The organism is Streptomyces sp. NPDC085937, assembly GCF_044540535.1.
Classification (GTDB): Bacteria; Actinomycetota; Actinomycetes; order Streptomycetales; family Streptomycetaceae; genus Streptomyces.
On the sequence record NZ_JBITSH010000020.1, the window covers coordinates 84,926 to 107,255 of the forward strand.

Sequence of the window (22,330 nt, forward strand, 5' to 3'; positions counted from 1 at the left end):
TGGGCAGAACTGTGGGGAGGACGACGCACCGGGGAGCCACGGCCGGAGCCGCACGGGCCGTGGCTCCCCTGTCCGCCGTCGTCCCCCACGAGCCGCGGGAGGCTGACAGGTGTCCAGCGCAGCCGAGCAGGAGGCGGTGGCCGCAGAGCGGGCCACCGGGGACGGGCGCCCGGCCGTCGTCGTGAACGGCGCGCGGCCGGCGCCGCCCGTGCCCACGGTGCCCGTCCGGCCGGGCCGGCCGACGCCGCTGGGCGCCCGGTTCCGCGCCGGTCCGGACGGGGTGGCGGGGACCAACTTCGCGCTCTGGGCGGGCGGCGCGGAGGGCGTGGAGCTGTGTCTGTTCGACGAGCGGGGCCGGGAGAGCCGGGCCCGGCTGACCGAGCTGACGCACGGCATCTGGCACGGCTTCGTGCCGGGTGTGCTGCCCGGCCGGCGCTACGGCTACCGGGTGCACGGCCGCTGGGACCCGTGGACCGGCGCCCGCTGGAACCCGGCGAAGCTGCTGCTCGACCCGTACGCCCGGGCGGTGGACGACCCGGCGGGCAACGACTTCGGGGGGCTGCCGCCCGAGGTGTACGGGCATGTGCGCGACTGGCCGGAGCAGCATGTCGCGGACACCGTGCGCGACGACCGGGACTCGGCGCCGTTCGTGCCGAAGGGGGTCGTCGTCCATGACGACGACGACTGGGCGGACGACCGCCGCCCGAAGACCCCGTGGGCCGACTCGGTGATCTACGAGCTGCATGTGCGCGGCTTCACCATGCGGCACCCGGGCGTCCCGGAGGAACTGCGCGGCACCTATGCCGGGCTGGCGCACCCGGCGGCGATCGAGCACCTGGTGAAGCTGGGGGTCACGGCGGTCGAGCTGCTGCCGGTGCACCAGTTCGCGCACGAGGACCACCTGCTGCGCCGGGGCCTGCGCAACCACTGGGGTTACAACTCGATCGGCTACTTCGCCCCGCACGCGGCCTACGCGGCCTCCGGGACGGCCGGGCAGCAGGTCGGCGAGTTCAAGCGGATGGTGCGCGCGCTGCACGCGGCCGGCATCGAGGTGATTCTCGACGTCGTCTACAACCACACCGCCGAGGCCGGCGAGCTGGGTCCCACGCTGTCGCTGAAGGGCGTCGACAACCGCGGCTACTACCGCCTCCAGCCGGACGCCCGCCGCTACGCCGACTACACCGGCTGCGGCAACACCTTGCACGTGGTGCAGCCGCACGTGCTGCGGCTGATCACGGACTCGCTGCGCTACTGGGTGACGGAGATGGGCGTCGACGGCTTCCGCTTCGACCTGGCGGCGGCGCTGGCCCGTTCCATGCACGACGTCGACATGCTGTCCCCGTTCCTCGCGGTGATCGCGCAGGACCCGGTGCTGCGCCGGGTGAAGCTGATCGCGGAACCGTGGGACGTGGGGTCCGGCGGCTACCAGGTGGGCGCCTTCCCGCCCCTGTGGACGGAGTGGAACGACCGCTACCGGGACGCCGTGCGGGACTTCTGGCGGCACGCGCTGCCGGACGTGCGGGAGATGGGCTACCGGCTGTCCGGGTCCAGCGACCTGTACGCCTGGGGCGGGCGGCGGCCGTACGCCTCGGTCAACTTCGTCACCGCGCACGACGGTTTCACCCTGCGCGACCTGGTGTCGTACGACCGCAAGCACAACGAGGCCAACGGCGAGGGGAACCGCGACGGCACGAACGACAACCGGTCCTGGAACTGCGGCGCGGAGGGCGAGACGGACGACGGGGAGGTCCGCGCGCTGCGCCGGCGGCAACTGCGGAACCTGCTGACCACGCTGCTGCTGTCGACCGGTGTGCCGATGCTGGTGGCCGGCGACGAGATGGGCCGCACCCAGCGCGGCAACAACAACGCCTACTGCCAGGACAACGAGATCGGCTGGGTGGACTGGAGCCTCAAGGACGACCCGGAGTGGCGGCCGCTGCTGGAGCTGACCTCGCGGCTGATCGCGCTGCGCCACCGGCACCCGGTGCTGCGCCGCCGCTCGTTCTTCTCCGGCCGGGCGCACTCCGCGGACGGGCTGCGCGACCTCGCCTGGTTCACCCCGCACGGCCGGGAGATGACCGAGGGCGACTGGTACGCCCCGGCCGCGAGCCTCGGCATGTACCTCTCCGGGCGCGACATCCCGGGGCGCGACGAGGAAGGGGCGCCGGTCGTCGACGACAGTTTCCTGGCCGTCCTGCACGCGGGCGCGGACCCGGTCGACTTCGTGCTGCCGGGCGCGCCCTGGGCGGAGCGGTACGAGGTGGTCGTCGACACCGCGCGGGAGGAGCAGGACGGCGCGCCCGCCGTGGTGCACCGCGCGGGGGCGCCGGTCACCGTGCCGGGACGGTCGGTGCTGCTGCTGCGGGTGCTGCCCTGACGGCCGGCGTCCGGCGGCGTGCCGTCAGCCGAGGATGCCCCGGTCGTACGCCACCGCCACGGCGGCCGCGCGGTCCTTGGCGCCGAGCTTGCCGAAGATGTGGGTGAGGTGGGTCTTGACCGTGGCCTCGCTGATGAACAGCTCGCGGGCGATCTCCCGGTTGGAGGTGCCCTTGGCGACCAGCGCCAGCACCTCCCGCTCGCGCGCCGAGAGCGGTTCGCCGCCGGGTGTGCGGGGCGTGCGGACGGCGGACACCAGCCGGGAGGCGACGGCCGGGGACAGCACGGAACGGCCCTCGGCGGCGGCCCGGACGGCGGCGAAGAGTTCCTCGCGCGGCGCGTCCTTGAGCAGATAGCCGGTGGCGCCGGCCTCGATCGCGGGGAGGGTGTCGGAGTCGGTGTCGTACGTGGTCAGCACGAGGACCCGGGCGCGGGCGCCCCTGCGGGTCAGCTCCCGGATGGCCTCCACGCCGCCCGTGCCGGGCATCCGCAGGTCCATGAGGATCACGTCGGGGTCCAGGGCCTTCGCCCGCTCCAGCGCCGCCGCGCCGTCGGCCGCCTCGCCGAGGACGCGGAAGCCGGGCGCGGACTCGAACATGCCGCGCAGGCCGTCCCGTACGACCGGGTGGTCGTCGACGACCAGCAGGGAGATCACGGCCTCTTCGGACACGGCTTCCGCGGACACACCCTTCGCGGACGCGGCCTCTTCGGACAAGGCCTCTTGGGACACGGCGTCATGGGTCATGGCGGACCAACGGTACGCGAGCCGAGACCGCCGTGCCGCCGCCGGGTTCGGACTCCACGGTGAGGGACCCGGCGACGCGTTCGGCGCGCGCCCGCATGCCGTCGAGGCCGAAGCCCCCGGCGGAGGTCCGGGCGGGAAGGGCGAGCGGGTCGAACCCGCGGCCGTCGTCGCGGACGTCGAGGATGATCTCGTCCCCCACGTAGGAGAGGGTGACGCCGGCCCGGCCGGCCCGCGCGTGCCGTGCCGTGTTGGACAGGGCCTCCTGGGCGATGCGCAGCAGGGTGGCCGCCATCTCGTCGTGCAGCGGCTCGGCGGTCCCGGTGACCGTGAACTCCGCGCGCACGTCGGTGCGTTCGCCCCACTCGGCGACCGTCCGCTTCAGCGCCTCGGGCAGTCCGCCGTCGGCCAGCGCGACCGGGGACAGGTTGTGCACGGAGCGGCGGGCCTCGCCGAGGCTCTCGCGGGCCAGGGCGAGGGCCCGGTCCAGGTGGACGCGGGCCGCGGCCGGGTCGGGGGTGTTCGCCGTGACCTGGAGCTGCGCGATGATGCCGGTGAGCCCCTGGGCCAGGGTGTCGTGGATCTCGGCGGCCAGCCTCCGGCGTTCGTCGGCGATCCCGGCCTCCCTCGCCTGGACGAGGAGCTGGGAGTGCAGGGCGGCGTTCTCGTCGAGGGCCTGCTGCAACGCGGTGTTGGTGCGCTCCAGTTCGGAGATGGTCTCCACGCGGGCCCGGCCGCGGTCCTCCTCCAGGTCGGCGAAGTGGCCGAAGAGCAGGACCAGCACGCCGTTGGCGGCCAGCAGGGCCCCGAAGAGCGTCCAGCCGAGCCCGTCGTGCGGCGGCAGTCCGCCCGACTGGGAACCGGCCAGGGTCACGGCGGTGGCGCACAGGCCCGCCTTGCGCAGCCGACGCGGCAGCAGGCGCTCGGTGCTGAAGTAGCCGATGACGGCGTAGAAGGCGAACAGCGGGTTCAGCCAGGTCAGGGCGAAGCCGATGCCCCAGCGCAGGACGTACTGCCGGATGCCCGCCGCGGACGGTCCGGGCGGCCGGGTGCGTGAGCGCACGCCCCACCACAGCTCCACGGCGACGGCCCCGGCGGCGAGGCAGCCTGCGGTCCGCCGTTCGCCGGTGCTCATGCCGAGGGCGCCGGCGGTCGCCCAGGCCAGCACGGCGCCCAGCACCAGCAGTCCGTAGGGGCCCCAGCGGTCGAACACCGCCCAGCGGTCCTCGAGTCGGGCCGATTCCGTCATGGTGTCATTGTCGGCCACGTCCGCCCGTCCTTCCGGGGTCGTCGTTCCGGCTGTCGGTGCGGCCGTCACTCCCAGCGGAACCAGCGCACCGCCGCCGCGGTGAGCAGCACCGCCCAGCCCGCCGTCACGGCGAGGTGGCCCGTGCCCGGCCAGTCGCCCGCCGCGGCCGCGTCGAGGGCCTGCGCGGCGGCGCCGAACGGGGTCCAGCCGACGATGTCGGCCATCAGGTCCGGCATGGCCTCGACCGGCAGCCACACGCCGGCGGTGAACATGGCCGGGAACAGCGCGGTGGAGCCGATCGCGGTGGCGATCTTCGCGGTGCGGGACAGGGCGCTCACCAGTGCGCCGAGGGCGAGCGCGGCGAACAGGGCGAGCAGCAGGGCGAGCAGGTGGCCGAGCGGCTGCCGGGGCAGGGCCACGTCGAAGGCGATGCGGCCGACGGCGAGGCTGAGCACGGCGGAGACCAGCGAGGCGGCGCCGAGCACCAGCATCTGCGCGGTGAGCAGGGCGGAGGGGCGGACCGGGGTGGTCGACATCCGGCGCAGGATGCCGGTCTCCCGGTAGCCGGTGAGGGTGGGCGGCATGCCCTGGAGCCCGCCGATGATCACCCCTAGGAGGACGGCGACCGGGACGTAGGCGTCGACCGGGCGCAGCCCGCCGAGGGCGGGGTCGGCCTCCCGGAAGGACGGGATGGAGCCCAGGACCGCCAGCAGCAGGGTCGGGAAGAGCATGATCCAGAAGATGCCGCCGGGTTCGCGCCGGAAGAGTTTGAACTCGGTCCTGAGGACTGCGGTGTTGACGAGGACGGTGCTCATGCCGTGGTCTCCGTGAGGTCCAGGAAGGCGTCGTCCAGGGTGGCGTCGGTGACGCGCAGCTGGTGGGCGGTGACGCGGGAGCGGGCGAGGAGGGTGAGGACGGCGTCGACCGTGTCGTCGGTGCCGGACAGGGTGATCCGGCCGTCCCTGCGGGCGACGGAGGCGAGCCCGGGCAGCGCGCCGAGGTCGGTGTCGTCCAGCGGGGCGGACGGGGTGAAGCTGATGACGGTGGCGCCCGCCGAGCGGCGGATGAGCCCCGCCGGGGTGTCCAGGGCGGCGACCCGCCCCTTGTCGATGACCGCGATGCGGTCGCACAGGCGCTGGGCCTCCTCCATGAAGTGGGTGACGAGGAGCACGGTGACGCCGCCCGCGCGGACGTCCTCGATGAGCTCCCAGGTGTCGCGGCGGGCGCGCGGGTCGAGACCGGTGGTCAGCTCGTCCAGCACCACGACGCGCGGGTTGCCGACCAGGGCGAGCGCGATGAACAGCCGCTGCTTCTGGCCGCCGGACAGCTTCCCGAACCGGGCGTCCAGCTTGGCGGTGAGGCCCAGCCGTTCGGCCAGCGGGCGCCAGTCGGCGGGACGCGGGTGGAAGGAGGCGTACAGCTCCAGGGCCTCGCGGACGGTGAGTTTGGGCTGCAGCTCGCTCTGCTGGAGCTGGGCGCCGAGGATGCGGGTGACCCGGTCGTGGTCGGTGACGGGGTCCAGGCCGGTGACCCGGACCCGGCCGGCGTCGGGGACACGCAACCCCTCGACGCATTCCACGGTGGTGGTCTTGCCGGCGCCGTTGGGGCCGAGGATCCCGAAGATCTCGCCCTCCTCGACGGTGAAGGAGACACCGTCGACGGCGGGCCGGCCGCCGTAGGCCTTGCGCAGGTCGGTGACGTCGATGACGGACATGACGGTCAGTGTTCCGGCGGGCGGGGCGCGCGGACATCGGCCGTCACGCTCGACCGCGCATCGTCCGATCGGCTGATGGAGTGGTACGACTCCCCGGCCCGCACGGTCGTCCGGCCGCCGTTCCCCCGCGTACGGACTTCCGGCCCCCGCCGGTCGTAGGACCCATGACCGAGGCCGACCGGGCCGAAACTCGGTGGGCAGCGTCAGTGGCGAACCGTACTCTCACTGCTGATGGCCACTACATCCTCTCCCCGGGAACCCCGCTCCACCGTGCGGACGCTGCTGCGGCTGTGGCCGTACGTGCGGCCGGTGCGGACGCGCCTGTTCACCGCCGCGTTCATCGCCGTCCTGGCGTCCTGCATCGGGCTGGTCATCCCGCTCGTGCTCAAGTGGATGGTCGACGGGCCGATCGCCGACCGCGACCCGGCGGGGGTGTGGCTCGGCGCCCTGTACCTGCTGCTGCTCGGGCTCGCGGAGGCGCTGCTGTTCGGGTTCCGGCGCTGGCTGGTCGCCCGGCCGCTGTCGCACGTCGAGGCGGAGATGCGGGCGGACCTGTACCGGCATCTGCAGCGGCTGCCGATCGCCTTCCACGACCGCTGGCCCTCGGGGCAGTTGCTGTCCCGGGCCACCACGGACCTGATGCTGCTGCGCATGTTCCTCGCCTTCCCGCTGACCTTCCTGCTGGTCAACGGGGTGACGATCCTGGTCGGCGTGATCATCATGCTGGTCCAGGACTGGACGCTGGGGCTGGTCGTCCTGGTGCCCGCCGTGCCCGTGCTGATCACCTGCGTGGTGTTCGAGAAGCGGTACTCGCGTGCGGCGCGGCTCGCCCAGGACCAGGTGGGAGACCTGACGACCGTCGTCGAGGAGAGCGTCCTCGGCATCCGCATCATCAAGGGCTTCGGCCGGCACCGCACCCAGGCGCGCGCGTTCCGCGAGCTGTCCGGACAGCTGCGCGGCACGGAGCTGCACAAGGCCCGGCTGCTGGCGACGATCCTCGGCGTGATCGTGACGCTGCCCGAACTGGCCGTCGGGGCGGCGCTGGTGCTGGGCGCCGTGCGGGTGGCGGACGGCGCCCTGTCGGCGGGCACGCTGGTGGCGTTCCTGTCCACGGCGCTGGCGCTGCGCTGGCCGGTGGACTCGATCGGCTTCCTGCTGGCGATGAGCCAGGAGGCGTCGACGGCCACCGAGCGGTACTTCGAGGTGATGGACGCCGAGCCGGAGTCGAAGGCCACGGCGTCCGCCGGGGGACGCGGCCGGTCCCGGGAGGGCGGGCTGCGGTTCGAGAACGTCACCTTCCGCTACCCCGACGCCCCCGAGGGGTCGCCCCCCGTGCTGGACCGTGTCGACCTGCACATCCGGCCCGGGGAGTCGCTCGCGCTGGTCGGGGCGACCGGCAGCGGCAAGACGACGCTCACGGCGCTCGTGCCGCGGCTGCACGAGGTCACCGAGGGGCGCATCACCCTCGACGGGCAGGACATCACCGCGATGTCCCGGGAGGAACTGCGCTCCAAGGTCGCCGTGGCCTTCGAGGAGCCCACCCTGTTCTCCGCGAGCGTCGGCGAGAACGTCCTCATGGGCGGCGGCAGCGGCGAGGAGGACCTGGCACGCGCCCTGTCCGTCGCCCAGGCCGACTTCGCCCACGCCCTGCCCCAGGGCACCGGCACCCAGGTCGGCGAGCAGGGCCTCAGCCTCTCGGGCGGGCAGCGGCAGCGCCTCGCGCTCGCCCGGGCCGTCGTCGGGCAGCCCGGCTTCCTGGTGCTGGACGACCCGCTGTCCGCGCTGGACGTGCACACCGAGGCCGCGGTCGAGGCCGCGCTGCGCCGGGTGCTCGCCGACACCACGGCGCTGATCGTGGCGCACCGCCCGTCCACGGTCCTGCTCGCCGACCGTGTCGCGCTGCTCTCCGGCGGGCGGATCACCGCGGTCGGCACCCATCACGAACTGCTGCGCGGCAACCCCGAGTACGCCCACCTCATGTCCGGCGCACCGGCGGGGGAACAGGAGGACCTGCGATGACCGCGGCCACCACCGCACCCGTCCGGGACGAGGACGACGACCGGACACCTCAGGAGTCCGGCGACCCCTTCGACCGGGACGTGCTGCCCACTCCCCCGGGCGCCACCGGCACGCTGCTGCGCTCCCTGCTCGCGCCGATGCGCGGCCGGGTCGCGGTGACCGCGCTGTTGCTGCTGCTCCAGCAGGCCGCCGTGCAGGCCGGTCCGCTGCTGGTGGCGTACGCGATCGACCGGGCCGTGCCCGCGTTCCGTGCCGACGACCACGGGCCGCTGATCGCAGTCGCGGTGGGCTACCTGCTGTGCGCGTCGGCGGCCGGCGGGCTGCAGTACCTGTTCGTCACCGCCTCCGCCCGGGTCAGCCAGGACGTGCTGCTGGACCTGCGCGGCCGGATCTTCCGTCACGGGCAGGCGCTGAGCGTGGACTTCCACGAGCGCTACACCTCGGGCCGGATCATCTCCCGCTCCACCACCGACGTCGAGTCGCTGCGGGAGCTGCTGGAGGAGGGCCTGCAGGAACTGGTCATGGTCATCCTGTCCGCCGTGTACATCTCGGCGCTGCTGCTGTGGCTGGACGTGGGGCTCGGCGCGGTCGCGGTGGCGTCGTTCGTGCCGCTGTACCTGCTGGTGCGGTCGTACCGGCGGCGGGCCGGGCGGGTGTACCGCAAGCGGTCGACGGCGATCGCCGCGGTGATCGTGAAGTTCGTCGAGACGATGAACGGCATCCGGCCGGTGCGCGCCTTCCGCCGCGAGGCCGCCAACGACGCCGACTTCGCGGTGCTGAACCGGCGGCACGAGCGGACCAACGGCGACGCGCTGATCGAGATGGCCCGCTACGTCGTCGGCTCCCGGGTGACCGCCAACACCACCGTCGCGCTGATCGTGCTGTGGGGCGCCTACCGGGTCGCCGGGGACACGCTGGCGCTCGGTGTGCTGGCGGCGGCGGTGCTGTACCTGCGGCGCCTGTACGACCCGATCGACCGGCTGGGCATGTTCCTGAACTCCTACCAGTCGGCGGCGGCCTCGCTGGAGAAGATCGCCGGACTGCTGGCGCAGACCCCGTCCGTGCCCGAGCCGGCGGCGCCCCGTGAGCTGCCGGCGCGGCGCACCGGCCTGCCCGGCCGGGACGTGGTCTTCGACGACGTGCGGTTCGCGTACCGCACCGGCGGTGAGGTGCTGCCCCGCTTCGCCCTCACCCTGCCGGCCGGGCAGACCGTCGCGGTCGTCGGGTCCACCGGCGCCGGCAAGTCGACCCTGGCCAAGCTGCTCGCCCGGTTCTACGACCCCTCCGACGGGCGGGTGCTGCTCGACGGGGTGGACCTGCGCGACCTGACGGGACGGGACCTGCGGCGCGAGGTGGTGATGGTGACCCAGGAGGCGTTCCTGTTCTCCGGCACGGTCGCCGAGAACATCTCGATCGGGCGTCCGGAGGCCACCCGCGAGGAGATCGAGCAGGCCGCCAAGGAGATCGGCGCGCACGACTTCATCGCGGCGCTGCCCGACGGCTACGACACCGACGTCCGCAAGCGGGGCGGCCGTATCTCGGCCGGTCAGCGCCAGCTGGTGGCGTTCGCGCGGGCGCTGCTCGCGGACCCGGCGGTGCTGATCCTGGACGAGGCGACCAGTTCGTTGGACGTCCCCGGGGAGCGGGCGGTGCAGCGGGCCATGGCCACGGTGCTGCGGGGCCGTACCGCGGTGGTGATCGCGCACCGGCTGTCCACCGTGGAGATCGCGGACCGGGTGCTGGTGATGGAGCGGGGCCGCGTCGTGGAGGACGGCAGCCCGGCAGAACTGATCGCCGGCACGGGCCGGTTCGCGGACCTGCACCGGGCATGGCGGGACAGCCTGGCCTGACCCCCCGCCCCGGGAGCCGCCGCGGGCCCGCCCCCGGGACCGCGGCGGGAGACCGACCGAGAGGAGCACACCCGTGACCGAGGCGACGTCGATGCTGCGCGCACGTCTCCACGCGGCCGGTCTGACGGACGTCGTGGCGGTCGAGCCGGCCGTCGGGGGCCTCGCCGCGACCGCGGGCCTCGCCCGCCGCGCGGACGGCACGCCGCTGTTCGTCAAGGCGTTCGGCGAGCCGCCGTCCGACGACGCCTTCGCCGCCGAGGCGGAGGGGCTGGCCGTGCTCCGCGAGGCGGGCGGCGTCGCCACGCCCGACGTCGTCCTCGCGGACCGGGACCTGCTCGTGCTGTCGGCGCTGCGTCCCCGGCCGGACACGGAGGCGTTCTGGGAGGAGTGCGCGCACGCGTTCGCCCGGCTGCACACCGGCACACGGCACGACCGGTTCGGCTGGCACCGGGACAACTGGCTGGGCCGCCGCCGGCAGGTCAACACCTGGACCGACGACGGCTTCGAGTTCTTCGCCCGGCACCGGCTGCTGCGCTGGCTCGGCGAACCGCGGGTCCGCCAGGCGCTCGACGCCGAGGACCGGGCCGCGCTGGAGCGGCTGTGCGACCGCCTGCCCGAGCTGCTGCCGGCCGCGCCCGCCTGCCTCACGCACGGCGACCTGTGGACGCAGAACGTCATGGCCGCCCCGGACGGCCGGCCCGCGCTGATCGACCCGGCCGTGTCGTACACCTGGGCCGAGGTCGACCTGGCCCACCTGTGGACGACCTCGCCGCCGCCCGGGGCGCGGGTGTTCTTCGAACGGTACGCGGAGCTGACCGGGCTCGACGCCGGCTGGCGCGAGCGGATGCCGGTCCTGCAACTGCGTCAGCATCTCGCCGTCGTCGCGCAGTTCGATCCGGACTGGGGTGCCGCCGATCTGGTGCGCGCCACCCTCGCCCCGTTCCGGAAGCGCCCGTGAGGACGACGGAGCGGCTCGACGACGCGACGGACTCCGGCCGGCAGGCCGTACGGGGGAGGAACCACACGTGATCGACGCGTACGAGGATCCGGGCACGCCCGACCGGCGGGGCGGGGCGCGGTACCTGTGGTGGCTGGTGCGGCGGCAGCCGGGGCGGTGCGCGGCGGGGGCGGTGTACGGCAGTGCCTGGATGGTGCTGCTGGCGGCGACGCCGTACCTGATGGCGCGGGCGGTGGACGACGGGCTGCAGACGGGCGACCTGGGCGTGCTGGCGGGCTGGACGGGCGCCCTGGTCCTGGCGAGCGCCTTCAACGCCTGGCTGGGCCTCATGCGGCACCGCACGATGACCCTGGTCCGGATGGACGCCAACTTCCGCACGGTCAAGGTGGTCGTCGGGCACACGGTGAAGCTCGGCGCGGCGCTGGAACGGCGCACGGCGGCCGGGGAGGTGGTGACCATCGGCGTGGGTGACGTGCAGGTGATCGCCCAGTCGCTCACCGCCGTCGGACCGGGCATCGGCGCGGTCGTGGCGTACGCGGTGGTCGCGGGACTGCTGCTGACGGTGTCGCCGGCGCTGGCCCTGGTGGTGCTGCTGGGGGTGCCGGTGATCGGGCTGGTCGTGGGGCCGCTGAGCGGGCGGCTCCAGGGCACCGAGACGGAGTACCGGGAGCGGCAGGGTGTGCTGACCGCGCGCATCGGGGACCTGGCGGGCGGGCTGCGGGTGCTGAGCGGGCTGGGCGGCAAGGGGCTGGTCGCGGACGCGTTCCGCCGCGACTCGGGACGGCTGCGGGAGCAGGGGTACCGGGTCGGGGCCGTGACGAGCTGGATGCAGGCGCTGGCTGCGGGGCTGCCGACGCTGTTCCTCGCGGTGGTCACCTGGATGGCGGCGCGGATGGCGGCGCAGGGCGAGATCAGCGTGGGCGAACTGGTGTCGGTGTACGGCTACGTGACCGTCCTGGTGTGGCCCGTGATGTTCCTGGTCGAGTGCGGCTACCAGCTCAGCCGGGGCGTGGTGGCGGCCCGGCGGGTGACGGCGCTGCTGCGCCTGGAGCCGCCGGCCGACCGGGCCACCGCGGACCCGCCGTCCGAGCCGTCCGCGCTGGAGGACCCGGAGTCCGGGGTGCGGGTGCTGCCGGGGCGGCTGACCGCTCTGGTGTGCGCCCGGCCCGCCGACGCGCTCGCCGTGGTGGACCGGCTGGGCCGGTACACGCCGTCCGACGTCACCTGGGGCGGGGTCCGGCTGGACGAGATCGCGCTCGCGCGGGTGCGGGAGCGGATCCTGGTCGCCGACCCGGAGGCCGCGCTGTTCGCCGGCCCGCTGCGCGAGGTCGTCGCCGGCCGGGGCGGGGCGCCGGACGAGGAGGTGCTGGGCGCGCTGCGCGCGGCGGCCGCCGACGACGTGGTGCGCGGGCTGCCCGACGGGCTGGACTCGGTGGTGTCCGCGCAGGGCCGCAGCCTGTCCGGCGGGCAGCGGCAGCGGGTCCGGCTGGCCCGGGCCCTGCTCGCCGAACCGGAGGTGCTGCTGGCGGTGGAGCCGACCTCGGCGCTCGACGCGCACACCGAGGCCCTGGTCGCCGACCGGCTGCGTGCCGCGCGCGAGGGCCGTACGACGGTGCTGGCCACCAGCTCTCCGCTGGTGCTGGACCGGGCCGACCGGGTGCTCTTCCTGGTCGACGGCAAGGTGGTGGCGGGCGGCACCCACCGTGGACTGCTGGACGGCGAGGCGGGATACCGCGAGCTGGTGGCCAGGGACGCCGATCGGGACGCGGCGCGGAAGGTGGCGGGATGAGCGGGGAGCGGCTTCCCCTGGCCGGGCGGGCCGAGGTGCGCCGGGCGGCCGGGGAGCTGGTGCGGGCGGACCGGCGGGCCTTCGCGGGTGTGCTGGCGCTGAACGGCGCGGCGGCCCTGGCCGGGCTGGCCGGGCCGTGGCTGCTCGGGCGGATCGTCGACGAGGTGCGGGAGGGCGGCGGGACCGCGGTGGTGGACCGGCTGGCACCGGTCATCCTGGCGTGCGCGGTGGCACAGCTGCTGCTGGCGCGCTGGGCCCGCTACGTGGGGCACCGGTTCGGGGAGCGGACGCTGGCGCGGGTGCGGGAGCGGTTCGTGGACCGGGCGCTGGCGCTGCCTTCCGCCGTGGTGGAGCGGGCGGGCACCGGGGACCTGACCACGCGGGGCACGGCCGACGTGACCACCGTGGGCACCACGCTGCGGGACGCCGGGCCGTCCCTGCTGGTCAATCTGGTGCAGTCGCTGTTCGTCATGGGCGCGGTCCTCGCGGTGGACCCGCTGCTGGGCGCGCTGGGCCTGCTCTGCCTCGCCCCGATCGGGCCGGTGCTGCGCTGGTACCTGCGACGGGCCCGCAGCGCCTATCTCGCCGAGGGGGCGGCGAACTCGGACGTGGCGGAGGTGGTCGCGTCGACGGCGTCGGGCGCCCGCACGGTGGAGGCGTTCCGGCTCCAGGAGCGCCGGGTGCGCGCGAGCCGCGAGGCGCTGGAGACCTCCCGCCGCACCCGGTTCCGCACGCTGTACCTGCGCTCGGTGTTCTTCCCCGTCGTCGAGGTGTCGTACGTGGTGCCGGTGGCCGGGGTGCTGCTGTGCGGGGGCTGGCTGCACGGGCAGGGCGCGGTGAGTCTCGGGGCGGTGGTGGCCACGTCGCTGTACCTGCTGCAGCTCGCCGGTCCGCTGGACGAGGTGCTGATGGTGCTGGAGCAACTGCAGAGCAGCGGCGCCTCGTTCGCGCGAGTGGAGGGGCTGGCGCTGGCGCCGCGCGCGGCGGAGCGGGGCGACGGTCCGGATCCGGACGGGGACCGCATCGACGTGACCGGGGTGCGCTACGCGTACGACGGGGGCGGCGAGGTGCTGTACGGGGTCGATCTGACGGTGCGGCCGGGCGAACGGCTGGCGGTGGTGGGCCCGTCGGGCGCGGGCAAGACCACGCTGAGCCGGCTGCTGGCGGGCGTGGACGCGCCGACCGCCGGGAGCGTGACCGTGGGCGGGGTCCCGGTGGCGTCGCTGGACCCGGAGCGGCTGCGCCGGCAGGTGGTGCTGGTCACCCAGGAGCACCACGTCTTCCTGGGGTCGGTACGGGACAATCTGCGGATCGCCGAACCGGCCGCCGGGGACGAGGAGTTGTGGGCGGCGCTGGCCGTGGTCGGCGCGGACGGCTGGGTACGGGAGCTGCCGCACGGCCTGGACACCGAGCTGGGCGAGGGGGGTCACGCCACGGACGGCCCGCAGGCCCAGCAGCTGGCGCTGGCCCGTGTGGTGCTGGCCGATCCGCACACGCTGATCCTCGACGAGGCCACCGCGCTGCTCGACCCGACGACCGCCCGGCACGCCGAGCGCGCGCTGGGTGCCGTGCTCCGGGGCCGTACGGTCATCGCCGTCGCGCACCGGCTGCAGACCGCGCACGACGCGGACCGGGTCGCGGTGATGGAGGACGGCCGGCTCTCCGAACTCGGCACGCACGACGCCCTGGTGGCGGCGGACGGGGTGTACGCCGCGCTGTGGCGGTCCTGGCACGGGGACCGGCCGGCCACCACGCCGTAGCGCCGGCGGCACGGGGCCGTCCCGGGGGTGACGGTGGCGGATCCGCGTCGCCCGGGTCACCGCCCGCCGGGGCCCCGGGCCGCCGCCCGCCCTCCCGTTCGTATACCGAACCCCGCCTCCCGGACACCGAACGGATTCCGGCCAAATTCCTGACGCGCTCCTGACAGAAACCGCGATCCCCTGCCACTCTTCCCACGGTCGCTTCACAGCAACCCCACAGCTTCGTCTGCCTGTTGTCCGGCGGCCACTGCTCGGAGCACTTCCGTTCTGCCCGGCCGGCTGACCCGCCGACCGGTCTCCCCAGGCCGCGCACCCCCGCGGCCCCGCAGAAGGAGTCAGCGTTGAGAAGCAGGACGTCCCACAGACGCACCCCCCACGCCACCCACCGCCGTGCCGCCGCCGTCGCCCTCGCCGGGGTGGCCGCGCTGATCGCCACGGCCGTGCAATCCGGCACCGCGACCGCCGCCCCGGAGCAGACGCCCCGGGCCGCCGGCGCGTCCGCCCCGGGCGCGGAGTCGGTCCGGCTCACCCCCGCCCAGCGCGCCGAGCTGATCCGCGAGGCGAGCGCCGGCACCGCGCAGACCGCCCGTGACCTGGGTCTCGGTGCGAAGGAGAAGCTCGTCGTCCGCGACGTCCTCAAGGACCGCGACGGCACCGTGCACGTGCGCTACGAGCGCACCTACGACGGACTGCCCGTCCTCGGCGGCGACCTGGTCGTCCAGGGCGACCGCGCCGGCGAGGCCGACTCCGTCGTCAAGGCCACCCGGGCGGCGGTGAAGCCCGCCACCACCACCGCGAAGGTGCCGGCCGCGAAGGCCGAGCAGCAGGCCCTGTCCGCCGCGAAGGCCGAGCAGGCCGAGGGCGCGGACGTCGACCGGGCCCCGCGCAAGGTGATCTGGGCCGCCGACGGCAAGCCGGTCGTGGCCTACGAGACGGTCGTCGGCGGACTCCAGCACGACGGCACCCCGCAGGAGCTGCACGTCGTCACCGACGCCACCACCGGCGAGAAGCTGTTCGAGTGGCAGGCCGTGCAGAACGGCACCGGCCACACCGTCTACAGCGGCACCGTCGACCTGACGACCACCCAGTCCGGGTCGACGTACAACCTCACCGACGGGGCGCGCGGCGGCCACAAGACGTACAACCTGAACCGGGGCAGCTCCGGCACCGGCACGCTGTTCTCCGGCCCGGACGACGTCTGGGGCAACGGCTCCCCGTCGAACGCGGAGTCGGCCGCCGCCGACGCCCACTACGGGGCCGCGCTGACCTGGGACTACTACAAGAACGTGCACGGCCGTTCCGGCATCCGCGGCGACGGCGTGGGCGCCTACTCCCGGGTCCACTACGGCAACAACTACGTCAACGCCTTCTGGCAGGACAGCTGCTTCTGCATGACCTACGGCGACGGGTCGGGCAACGTCAACCCGCTCACCGCCATCGACGTGGCCGGCCACGAGATGACGCACGGCCTGACGTCGGTCACCGCCCGCCTGGTCTACAGCGGCGAGTCCGGCGGCCTGAACGAGGCGACCAGCGACATCTTCGGCTCGGCGGTGGAGTTCAACGCCAACAACCCCGAGGACGTCGGTGACTACCTCATCGGCGAGGAGATCGACATCAACGGCGACGGCACGCCGCTGCGCTACATGGACAAGCCGAGCAAGGACGGCGCGTCCAAGGACAGCTGGTACTCCGGCATCGGGTCGGTCGACGTGCACTACTCCTCGGGCCCGGCGAACCACTTCTTCTACCTGCTCAGCGAGGGCAGCGGCACCAAGACCATCAACGGGGTGACCTACAACTCGCCCACGTCGGACGGCCTTCCGGTCACCGGCATCGGCCGCGCCAAGGCGGAGAAGATCTGGTTCCGCGCGCTGACCACCAAGTTCACCTCGACCACCAACTACGCGGGCGCCCGCACCGGCACCCTGGCGGCCACCGGTGAGCTGTACGGCACGGACAGCGCCGAGTACAAGGCGGTGCAGGACGCGTGGGCGGGCGTCAACGTGGGCGCGCGTTCCGGTGGCGGCGGAGGCGGCGGCACGACCTTCGAGAACACCGCCGACGTGGCGATCCCGGACGCCGGCGCCGCGGTGACGTCCTCGATCACCGTCTCCGGCCGGACCGGCAACGCGCCCGGCAACCTCCAGGTCGCGGTGGACATCGTGCACACCTGGAGCGGTGACCTGGTCGTCGACCTGGTGGCCCCGGACGGCACGTCGTACCGGCTGCGCAACCGCACCGGCGGCTCGGCGGACAACATCAACGAGACGTACACGGTCAACGCCTCGTCCGAGACGGCCAACGGCACCTGGCGGCTGCGGGTGCAGGACACGGCCCGCTACGACACCGGCTACATCAACGGCTGGAGCCTGACCTTCCCGTAGACAGCGGTGGTCAGGGCGCCGCCCCGGGTGGTTCACACCGCCCGGGGCGGCGCGGCTTTCACTGGTCCTCCAGCCTCGGCTCGGTCGACGTGCACTACTCCTCGGGTCCGGCGAACCACTTCTTCTTCCTGCTCGCCGAGGGCAGCGGCTCCAAGACGGTCAACGGCGTGAGCTACAGCTCGCCGACGTACGACGGCTCCACGGTCACCGGCATCGGCCGCGCCAAGGCGCTGCAGATCTGGTACAAGGCGCTGACCACGTACTTCACCTCGACGACCAACTACAAGGCGGCCCGTACGGGCACCCTGAACGCGGCGTCGGCGCTGTACGGCTCCAGCAGCACCGAGTACAAGGCCGTCGCGGCGGCCTGGAAGGCGATCAACGTCAGCTGACGCCTCGCGGCGGGCACACCGGGCGGCATCCTGAGCGCACCGCGCTCCGGGTGCCGCCCGGGCACGCGGGCCCACCGCCTAGGCTTGTGTCCCATGTCTTCGGCGGACTTCACCTACGACCACGTCGGCGCGAGCCGCGATCCCGACTTCTGCCCTCCCGGGTTCCACCACCTCAGGGAGCGCACCCGGCTCGGTGAGGGGGAGACGGTCTTCCGGCAGGCGGCGGAGGCGCTGCTCACCTGGGAGCTGCACCGGGAGATGGGGGTCGGCATCGACGCCTCCGCGGAGCGGGCGGCGCCGGACGTCGACGTGACCGTCACCCTCGCCGGGGTCGTGAAGGCGCCCTGCCGGGTGGTGTGGACGGTGGAGGAGCACCGCAGGGCGGGATGGGCCTACGGCACGCTGGCGGGGCACCCCGAGTGCGGCGAGGAGGCGTTCGTCGTGCACCGCACGGGGGACGGGACGGTGTGGCTGACGGTGTCCGCGTTCAGCAGGGCGGCGCGGTGGTACAGCCGCGCCGGTGGCCCGGCGACCCGCCGCCTCCAGCACGCGTACGCCCGCCACTGCGGCAAGACGCTCCGCCGCCTGGCCACCCACGGCGTCACCGACACCTGACCTCCCCCGGGGTGCCGGGGACTGTCCCGTGCCGGGTGCGGGCCGGTGAGGGCTGGTCGCGCAGTTCCCCGCGCCCCTGAGGGGGCGCTGCCCAACCCCCGCCGCCTGCGGCCACCGGGGTGCCGGGCACTGTCGCACGCCGGGTGCGGCCCGGCGGGGGCCGGTCGCGCAGTTCCCCGCGCCCCTGAAGGTGCGCTGCCCCGCCCCCGGCCTGAGGGAGCAGCCGGCACCCGCACCCCCGCCCCGGCCGGCGCGGCGTCACCGCATCAGTAAGCCCGCCGCCTCGGCGACGTCCTCAGGTGGCACCGCCACCAACCCCAGCTCCGCCCCGGACGCCAGCAGCCGATGGCTCGGCAGAATCCGCACGGTGTAACCGAACGGCCCCGTCCGGTCCAGGGACAACGGCCCCTCGTACAGCCACCCGCCCCCCGGCGCGGGCGTCCCCACCGGCTTCAGCGCCACGGCGGTCGCATCCGTGATGCGGTCCTCCTCGTCCACCCGCCCGGACACCGCCTGCACCTCCACGTCCTCCGGCCGCAGGCTGCCGAGCCCCACCCGCACCCGCAGCGCGAGCGTGGTGCCCAGCTCCGCCGTGGCCGTGGCCGTCGCGACGGACGTCTCGACGTGGTCGACGGTCACGCCCTGCCAGGCACCCCGTACCGTCGCCTTCCACTCGGCGAGCTCCCGTGCCGCGTCCGGACCCATCGCCCGGTGCGCGTGCGCGGCGGGCGTGTACAGCCGCTCGACGTACTCCCGCACCATGCGCCCCGCCAGCACCTTCGGCCCGAGCAGGCTCAGCGTCCGCCGCACCATCTCGATCCAGCGGTCCGGCAGCCCGCTGCGCCCGCGCTCGTAGAAGGCGCGGGTCACCCGCTGTTCCAGCAGGTCGTACAGCGCCGCAGCCTCTATGTCGTCGCGCCGGTCCGGGTCGGTTCCGGCGCCGTCCGCCGTGGGGATCGACCAGCCGAAGTCGGGCTGGAACCACTCGTCCCACCAGCCGTCCAGCACGCTCAGGTTGAGCCCGCCGTTGAGCGCGGACTTCATCCCGCTGGTGCCGCACGCCTCCAGCGGCCGCAGCGGGTTGTTCAGCCAGATGTCGCAGCCGGGGTACAGCTTCTGCGCCATGGCCATGCCGTAGTCGGGCAGGAAGACGATCCGGTGGCGGACCCGCGGGTCGTCGGCGAAGCGGACGAGTTCCTGGATGAGCCGCTTGCCGCCGTCGTCCGCCGGGTGCGCCTTGCCCGCCACCACGATCTGCACCGGCCGGTCGGGATGCAGCAGCAGGTCCATCAGCCGGTCCCGGTCGCGCAGCATCAGCGTCAGCCGCTTGTACGACGGGACGCGCCGGGCGAAGCCGATGGTGAGCACGTCCGGGTCGAGCACGCCGTCGATCCAGCCCAGCTCCGCCGTCCCGGCGCCGCGCTGCCGCCAGGAGGCGCGCAGCCGCTCCCGCACCTCCAGCACCAGCAGTTCGCGCAGCGACCGGCGCAGCTCCCAGATGTCCTGGTCGGCGATGTCGGCGACGGAGTCCCAGCGGTCGGAGTCGCCGATGCTCAGCGCCTCCTCCGCGCGCTGGGTGCCGATCTGCCGGGCGCCGAGGCGGTACACCTCCGGGGCGACCCAGGTCGGCGCGTGCACCCCGTTGGTCACGGAGGTGATGGGCACCTCCTCGGGGTCGAACCCGGGCCACAGGCCGGCGAACATCTCCCGGCTGACCTGGCCGTGCAGCAGGGAGACGCCGTTGGCCCGCTGGGCGAGGCGCAGGCCCATCACGGCCATGTTGAACAGGTTGGGCTCGCCGCCGGGGTAGGTCTCCATGCCCAGCCGCAGGATGCGGTCGACCTCCAGGTCGGGCAGTTCCGCGTGCGGGCCGAAGTGCCGGGCGACCAGTTCGCGGTCGAAGCGGTCGATGCCGGCCGGGACGGGGGTGTGCGTGGTGAACACGGTGCCGGCCCGGACCGCCTCCAGGGCCGCGTCGAAGTCCAGCCCCTCGGCGCGCAGTTCCGCCATGCGCTCCAGGCCGAGGAACCCGGCGTGCCCCTCGTTGGTGTGGAACACCTCCGGCGCGGCGTGCCCGGTGAGCCGGCAGTACGTGCGCACCGCACGGACCCCTCCTATGCCGAGGAGCATCTCCTGGAGCAGCCGGTGCTCGCTGCCGCCGCCGTAGAGCCGGTCGGTCACCCCGCGCTCGATGAGGTCGTTCTCCTCGATGTCGGAGTCCAGCAGGAGCAGCGGGATCCTGCCCACCTGGGCCACCCAGATCCGGGCGCGCAGGGAGCGGTCGCCGGGCAGGGCGAGGGCGATCTGGGCGGGCGTGCCGTCGGCCTCCTTGAGCTGGTCCAGGGGCAGCTCGTGGGGGTCGAGGACGGGGTAGTGCTCCTGCTGCCAGCCGTCCCGGGACAGGGACTGGCGGAAGTAGCCGTGCCGGTAGAGCAGGCCGACCCCGATGAGCGGGGCACCGAGGTCGCTGGCGGCCTTGAGGTGGTCGCCGGCCAGGATGCCGAGACCGCCCGAGTACTGCGGCAGGGCGGCCGTGATGCCGAACTCGGGGGAGAAGTAGGCGACGGCCGCCGGCAGCCGTTCGGTCTGCTGCTGGTACCAGCGGTCGCCGGTCATGTAGGTGTGCAGGTCGTCCGCGACCGCGGCGAGGCGGTCGAGGAAGTCGCGGTCGCCGGCCAGCTCGGTGAGCCGCTCGGCCGACACGCTGCCGAGCAGGCGTACCGGGTCGCTGCCGGCCGCCGCCCAGCGTTCGGGGTCGACGGAGCGGAAGAGGTCACGGGTTCCGGTGTGCCAGGACCAGCGCAGATTGCGGGCCAGTTCGCTCAGCGGCCGGAGGGGTTCGGGGAGCACGGGTCGGACGGTGAATCGACGGATAGCCTTCACAAGCCACCTCGGCGCGTTCGTGAGAGACGCGGTGTGCGTCCGGGTATCGCTGCCGACAGTACCGGCGCGGAGACCGTCCGCGGGGGAAGCCGGGAGACACGGGTACCTCACCGGCCGTGTCCAAACGATTCACCGCACAGTGGACATGGCCGATTCCGCCCCCATGTGCGGCCTTGTCCCACTTCACCCGGCGCGACGTGCCGCCGCTCCGCGACGCCTGTCATGCCGTGCGCCCCGGGCGGGCCGCCGGGCAGGGCAAAGAACCGGCCGTTTCCGTCCGCCGGCCCGCCCGCACCCCGGCCACCCGGGGACCGCGGCCCCCTCGGATCCCTCCGGCCCCGCCCTGCTCACCGGTCACACGCAGCCGTACGGGGACGGCGCGGGCGTGTCGCCGTGCGTCTGCCCGGCCGGGCCGCCGAAACTCCGGGAGTGGACGCGAAAGACGCAGGTCACAGGGGTGACCGGCGGACAGGTGAGGGCGCGTGGAGCCGGTCCGCCGCGGGACCCGCGTACGCGGGTGCGCCGGCGGCGCTCCAAGGCGCCCGCCGCCCCCGCCGGCCGGTGGGAACGAACCCATGGTGGGCGTGCTCCGGACCGGCCGAGCGCCGGGCGGCCCCGGCCGGTCTTGTGTGTCGACATACGCGTGAGTAGTTAACAAAGGGCCGGATTGCCCACCCGAACAGTGTGGGAAGGCTCCTGCGGGTACACCCCACTGTGACCCCGCAGGACCCACCTCCCCACAGTTTTCCGCCCACCCTCGTTGACGCGGACAGGAGCGGTCATGCCCGCCAAGCACCACTCGTCATCCCCCCCGACGCCCGCCGCCCCGGCACCCGCACGCCCCGGCGCCGCGCCCCCGCCCGACCGCACCACCGGAACGGGGCCGCCCCCGTCCGCCGGGACCTCGCCCACCCCGACCCCGTCCGCCGGGACCCCGCCCGCCTCCAGGGCGCCCGGCCCGACCCCGCCCGTCTCGACCGCGCCGGCCACGGCCTCGCCCGTACCGCCGGCGTCTTCGGCACCTCCCCGGACGTCCGTGGGGCGCATCCCGGTGCTGGACGTGCGGCCGCTGGTGCGGCAGGGGCTCAGGCCGGCGAAGGCCGTGGTGGGCGAATCGTTCGAGGTGACGGCGACCGTGTTCCGCGAAGGGCACGACGCAGTGGCGGCCGACGTGGTGCTGAGGGATCCCGAGGGGCGCCCGGGCCCGTTCACGCCGATGCGGGAACTGGCGCCCGGCACGGACCGGTGGGGGGCGACGGTCACCCCGACGGGGACGGGCCTGTGGACGTACGCGGTGGAGGCCTGGAGCGACCCGGTCGGTACCTGGCGGCACCACGCGCAGATCAAGATCCCGGCAGGCCAGGACACCGAGATCGTCCTCGAGGAGGGCGCCCGGCTGCACGAGCGGGCGGCGGAACAGGTGCCTGAGGCCACGGACCGGGAGGTGCTGCGCGCGGCCGTGGACGCCCTGCGCGACACGGAACGCCCGGCGGCGGCCCGGCTGGCGGCGGCGTTGACGCCGGAGGTGGCGGCGGTGCTGGCGAAGCATCCGCTGCGTGAGCTGGTCACCAGCAGCGACCCGCTGCCCCTGCTCGT

Annotated in this window: 14 protein-coding genes and 1 pseudogene; 10 read left to right on the forward strand and 5 right to left on the reverse strand. The window is 74.3% G+C overall.

Annotated features, from left to right (window positions below; all coding sequences use genetic code 11):
- The first annotated feature begins 109 nt into the window (after positions 1 to 109).
- Complete coding sequence (glgX, locus tag ACIF8S_RS30710) at positions 110 to 2,377, forward strand: glycogen debranching protein GlgX (protein ID WP_400003500.1); 2,268 nt, start codon at positions 110 to 112, stop codon at positions 2,375 to 2,377.
- A 24-nt stretch (positions 2,378 to 2,401) separates the two neighbouring features.
- Here the strand turns inward: glgX and ACIF8S_RS30715 are convergent, their stop codons facing one another.
- The 4 genes from ACIF8S_RS30715 to ACIF8S_RS30730 form a co-directional block, all read right to left on the reverse strand.
- Positions 2,402 to 3,046, reverse strand: coding sequence for a response regulator transcription factor (locus ACIF8S_RS30715; RefSeq protein ID WP_349791154.1), 645 nt, complete (start codon positions 3,044 to 3,046; stop codon positions 2,402 to 2,404).
- A gap of 64 nt (positions 3,047 to 3,110) precedes the next feature.
- The gene (locus tag ACIF8S_RS30720; RefSeq protein ID WP_400003502.1) at positions 3,111 to 4,367 is read right to left on the reverse strand and encodes a sensor histidine kinase; all 1,257 of its coding nucleotides are present in this window, start codon (positions 4,365 to 4,367) and stop codon (positions 3,111 to 3,113) included.
- Positions 4,368 to 4,432: 65 nt separating this feature from the next.
- Positions 4,433 to 5,182: an ABC transporter permease gene (locus tag ACIF8S_RS30725; protein WP_400003503.1), complete on the reverse strand. Its 750-nt coding sequence runs from the start codon at positions 5,180 to 5,182 to the stop codon at positions 4,433 to 4,435.
- Positions 5,179 to 6,081: an ABC transporter ATP-binding protein gene (locus tag ACIF8S_RS30730; RefSeq protein ID WP_400003505.1), complete on the reverse strand. Its 903-nt coding sequence runs from the start codon at positions 6,079 to 6,081 to the stop codon at positions 5,179 to 5,181. Before ACIF8S_RS30730 ends, ACIF8S_RS30725 begins: the two co-directional genes overlap by 4 nt.
- 231 nt (positions 6,082 to 6,312) lie before the next feature.
- On the opposite strand from ACIF8S_RS30730, the gene ACIF8S_RS30735 reads away from it, so the two are divergent.
- The 8 genes and pseudogenes from ACIF8S_RS30735 (at position 6,313) to ACIF8S_RS30770 (ending at position 17,851) form a co-directional block, all read left to right on the forward strand.
- Entirely contained in the window at positions 6,313 to 8,100 is a 1,788-nt protein-coding gene (locus tag ACIF8S_RS30735; RefSeq protein WP_400003506.1) for an ABC transporter ATP-binding protein, read from the forward strand.
- Positions 8,097 to 9,950: an ABC transporter ATP-binding protein gene (locus ACIF8S_RS30740; RefSeq protein WP_400003508.1), complete on the forward strand. Its 1,854-nt coding sequence runs from the start codon at positions 8,097 to 8,099 to the stop codon at positions 9,948 to 9,950. Before ACIF8S_RS30735 ends, ACIF8S_RS30740 begins: the two co-directional genes overlap by 4 nt.
- 73 nt (positions 9,951 to 10,023) lie before the next feature.
- Positions 10,024 to 10,908: a fructosamine kinase family protein gene (locus tag ACIF8S_RS30745; RefSeq protein WP_400003510.1), complete on the forward strand. Its 885-nt coding sequence runs from the start codon at positions 10,024 to 10,026 to the stop codon at positions 10,906 to 10,908.
- Between the two features lie 67 nt (positions 10,909 to 10,975).
- Positions 10,976 to 12,697 (forward strand): ABC transporter ATP-binding protein, encoded by a 1,722-nt coding sequence (locus tag ACIF8S_RS30750; RefSeq protein WP_400003512.1) that lies wholly within the window; start codon positions 10,976 to 10,978, stop codon positions 12,695 to 12,697.
- Positions 12,694 to 14,457, forward strand: coding sequence for an ABC transporter ATP-binding protein (locus ACIF8S_RS30755; protein ID WP_400003514.1), 1,764 nt, complete (start codon positions 12,694 to 12,696; stop codon positions 14,455 to 14,457). Before ACIF8S_RS30750 ends, ACIF8S_RS30755 begins: the two co-directional genes overlap by 4 nt.
- A gap of 341 nt (positions 14,458 to 14,798) precedes the next feature.
- Positions 14,799 to 16,844: a M4 family metallopeptidase gene (locus tag ACIF8S_RS30760; RefSeq protein WP_400003516.1), complete on the forward strand. Its 2,046-nt coding sequence runs from the start codon at positions 14,799 to 14,801 to the stop codon at positions 16,842 to 16,844.
- A 59-nt stretch (positions 16,845 to 16,903) separates the two neighbouring features.
- Positions 16,904 to 17,236 (forward strand): annotated as a pseudogene (locus tag ACIF8S_RS30765) (M4 family metallopeptidase); the annotation flags it as partial.
- Positions 17,237 to 17,329: 93 nt separating this feature from the next.
- The gene (locus ACIF8S_RS30770; RefSeq protein ID WP_349791058.1) at positions 17,330 to 17,851 is read left to right on the forward strand and encodes a DUF1990 domain-containing protein; all 522 of its coding nucleotides are present in this window, start codon (positions 17,330 to 17,332) and stop codon (positions 17,849 to 17,851) included.
- A 258-nt stretch (positions 17,852 to 18,109) separates the two neighbouring features.
- Here the strand turns inward: ACIF8S_RS30770 and glgP are convergent, their stop codons facing one another.
- Entirely contained in the window at positions 18,110 to 20,734 is a 2,625-nt protein-coding gene (gene glgP / locus ACIF8S_RS30775; RefSeq protein ID WP_400003518.1) for an alpha-glucan family phosphorylase, read from the reverse strand.
- 781 nt (positions 20,735 to 21,515) lie between these two features.
- Between glgP and ACIF8S_RS30780 the strand changes: the two genes are divergently transcribed.
- On the forward strand, positions 21,516 to 22,330 hold an 815-nt coding region (locus ACIF8S_RS30780; RefSeq protein ID WP_400003520.1), incomplete at its 3' end, for a maltotransferase domain-containing protein.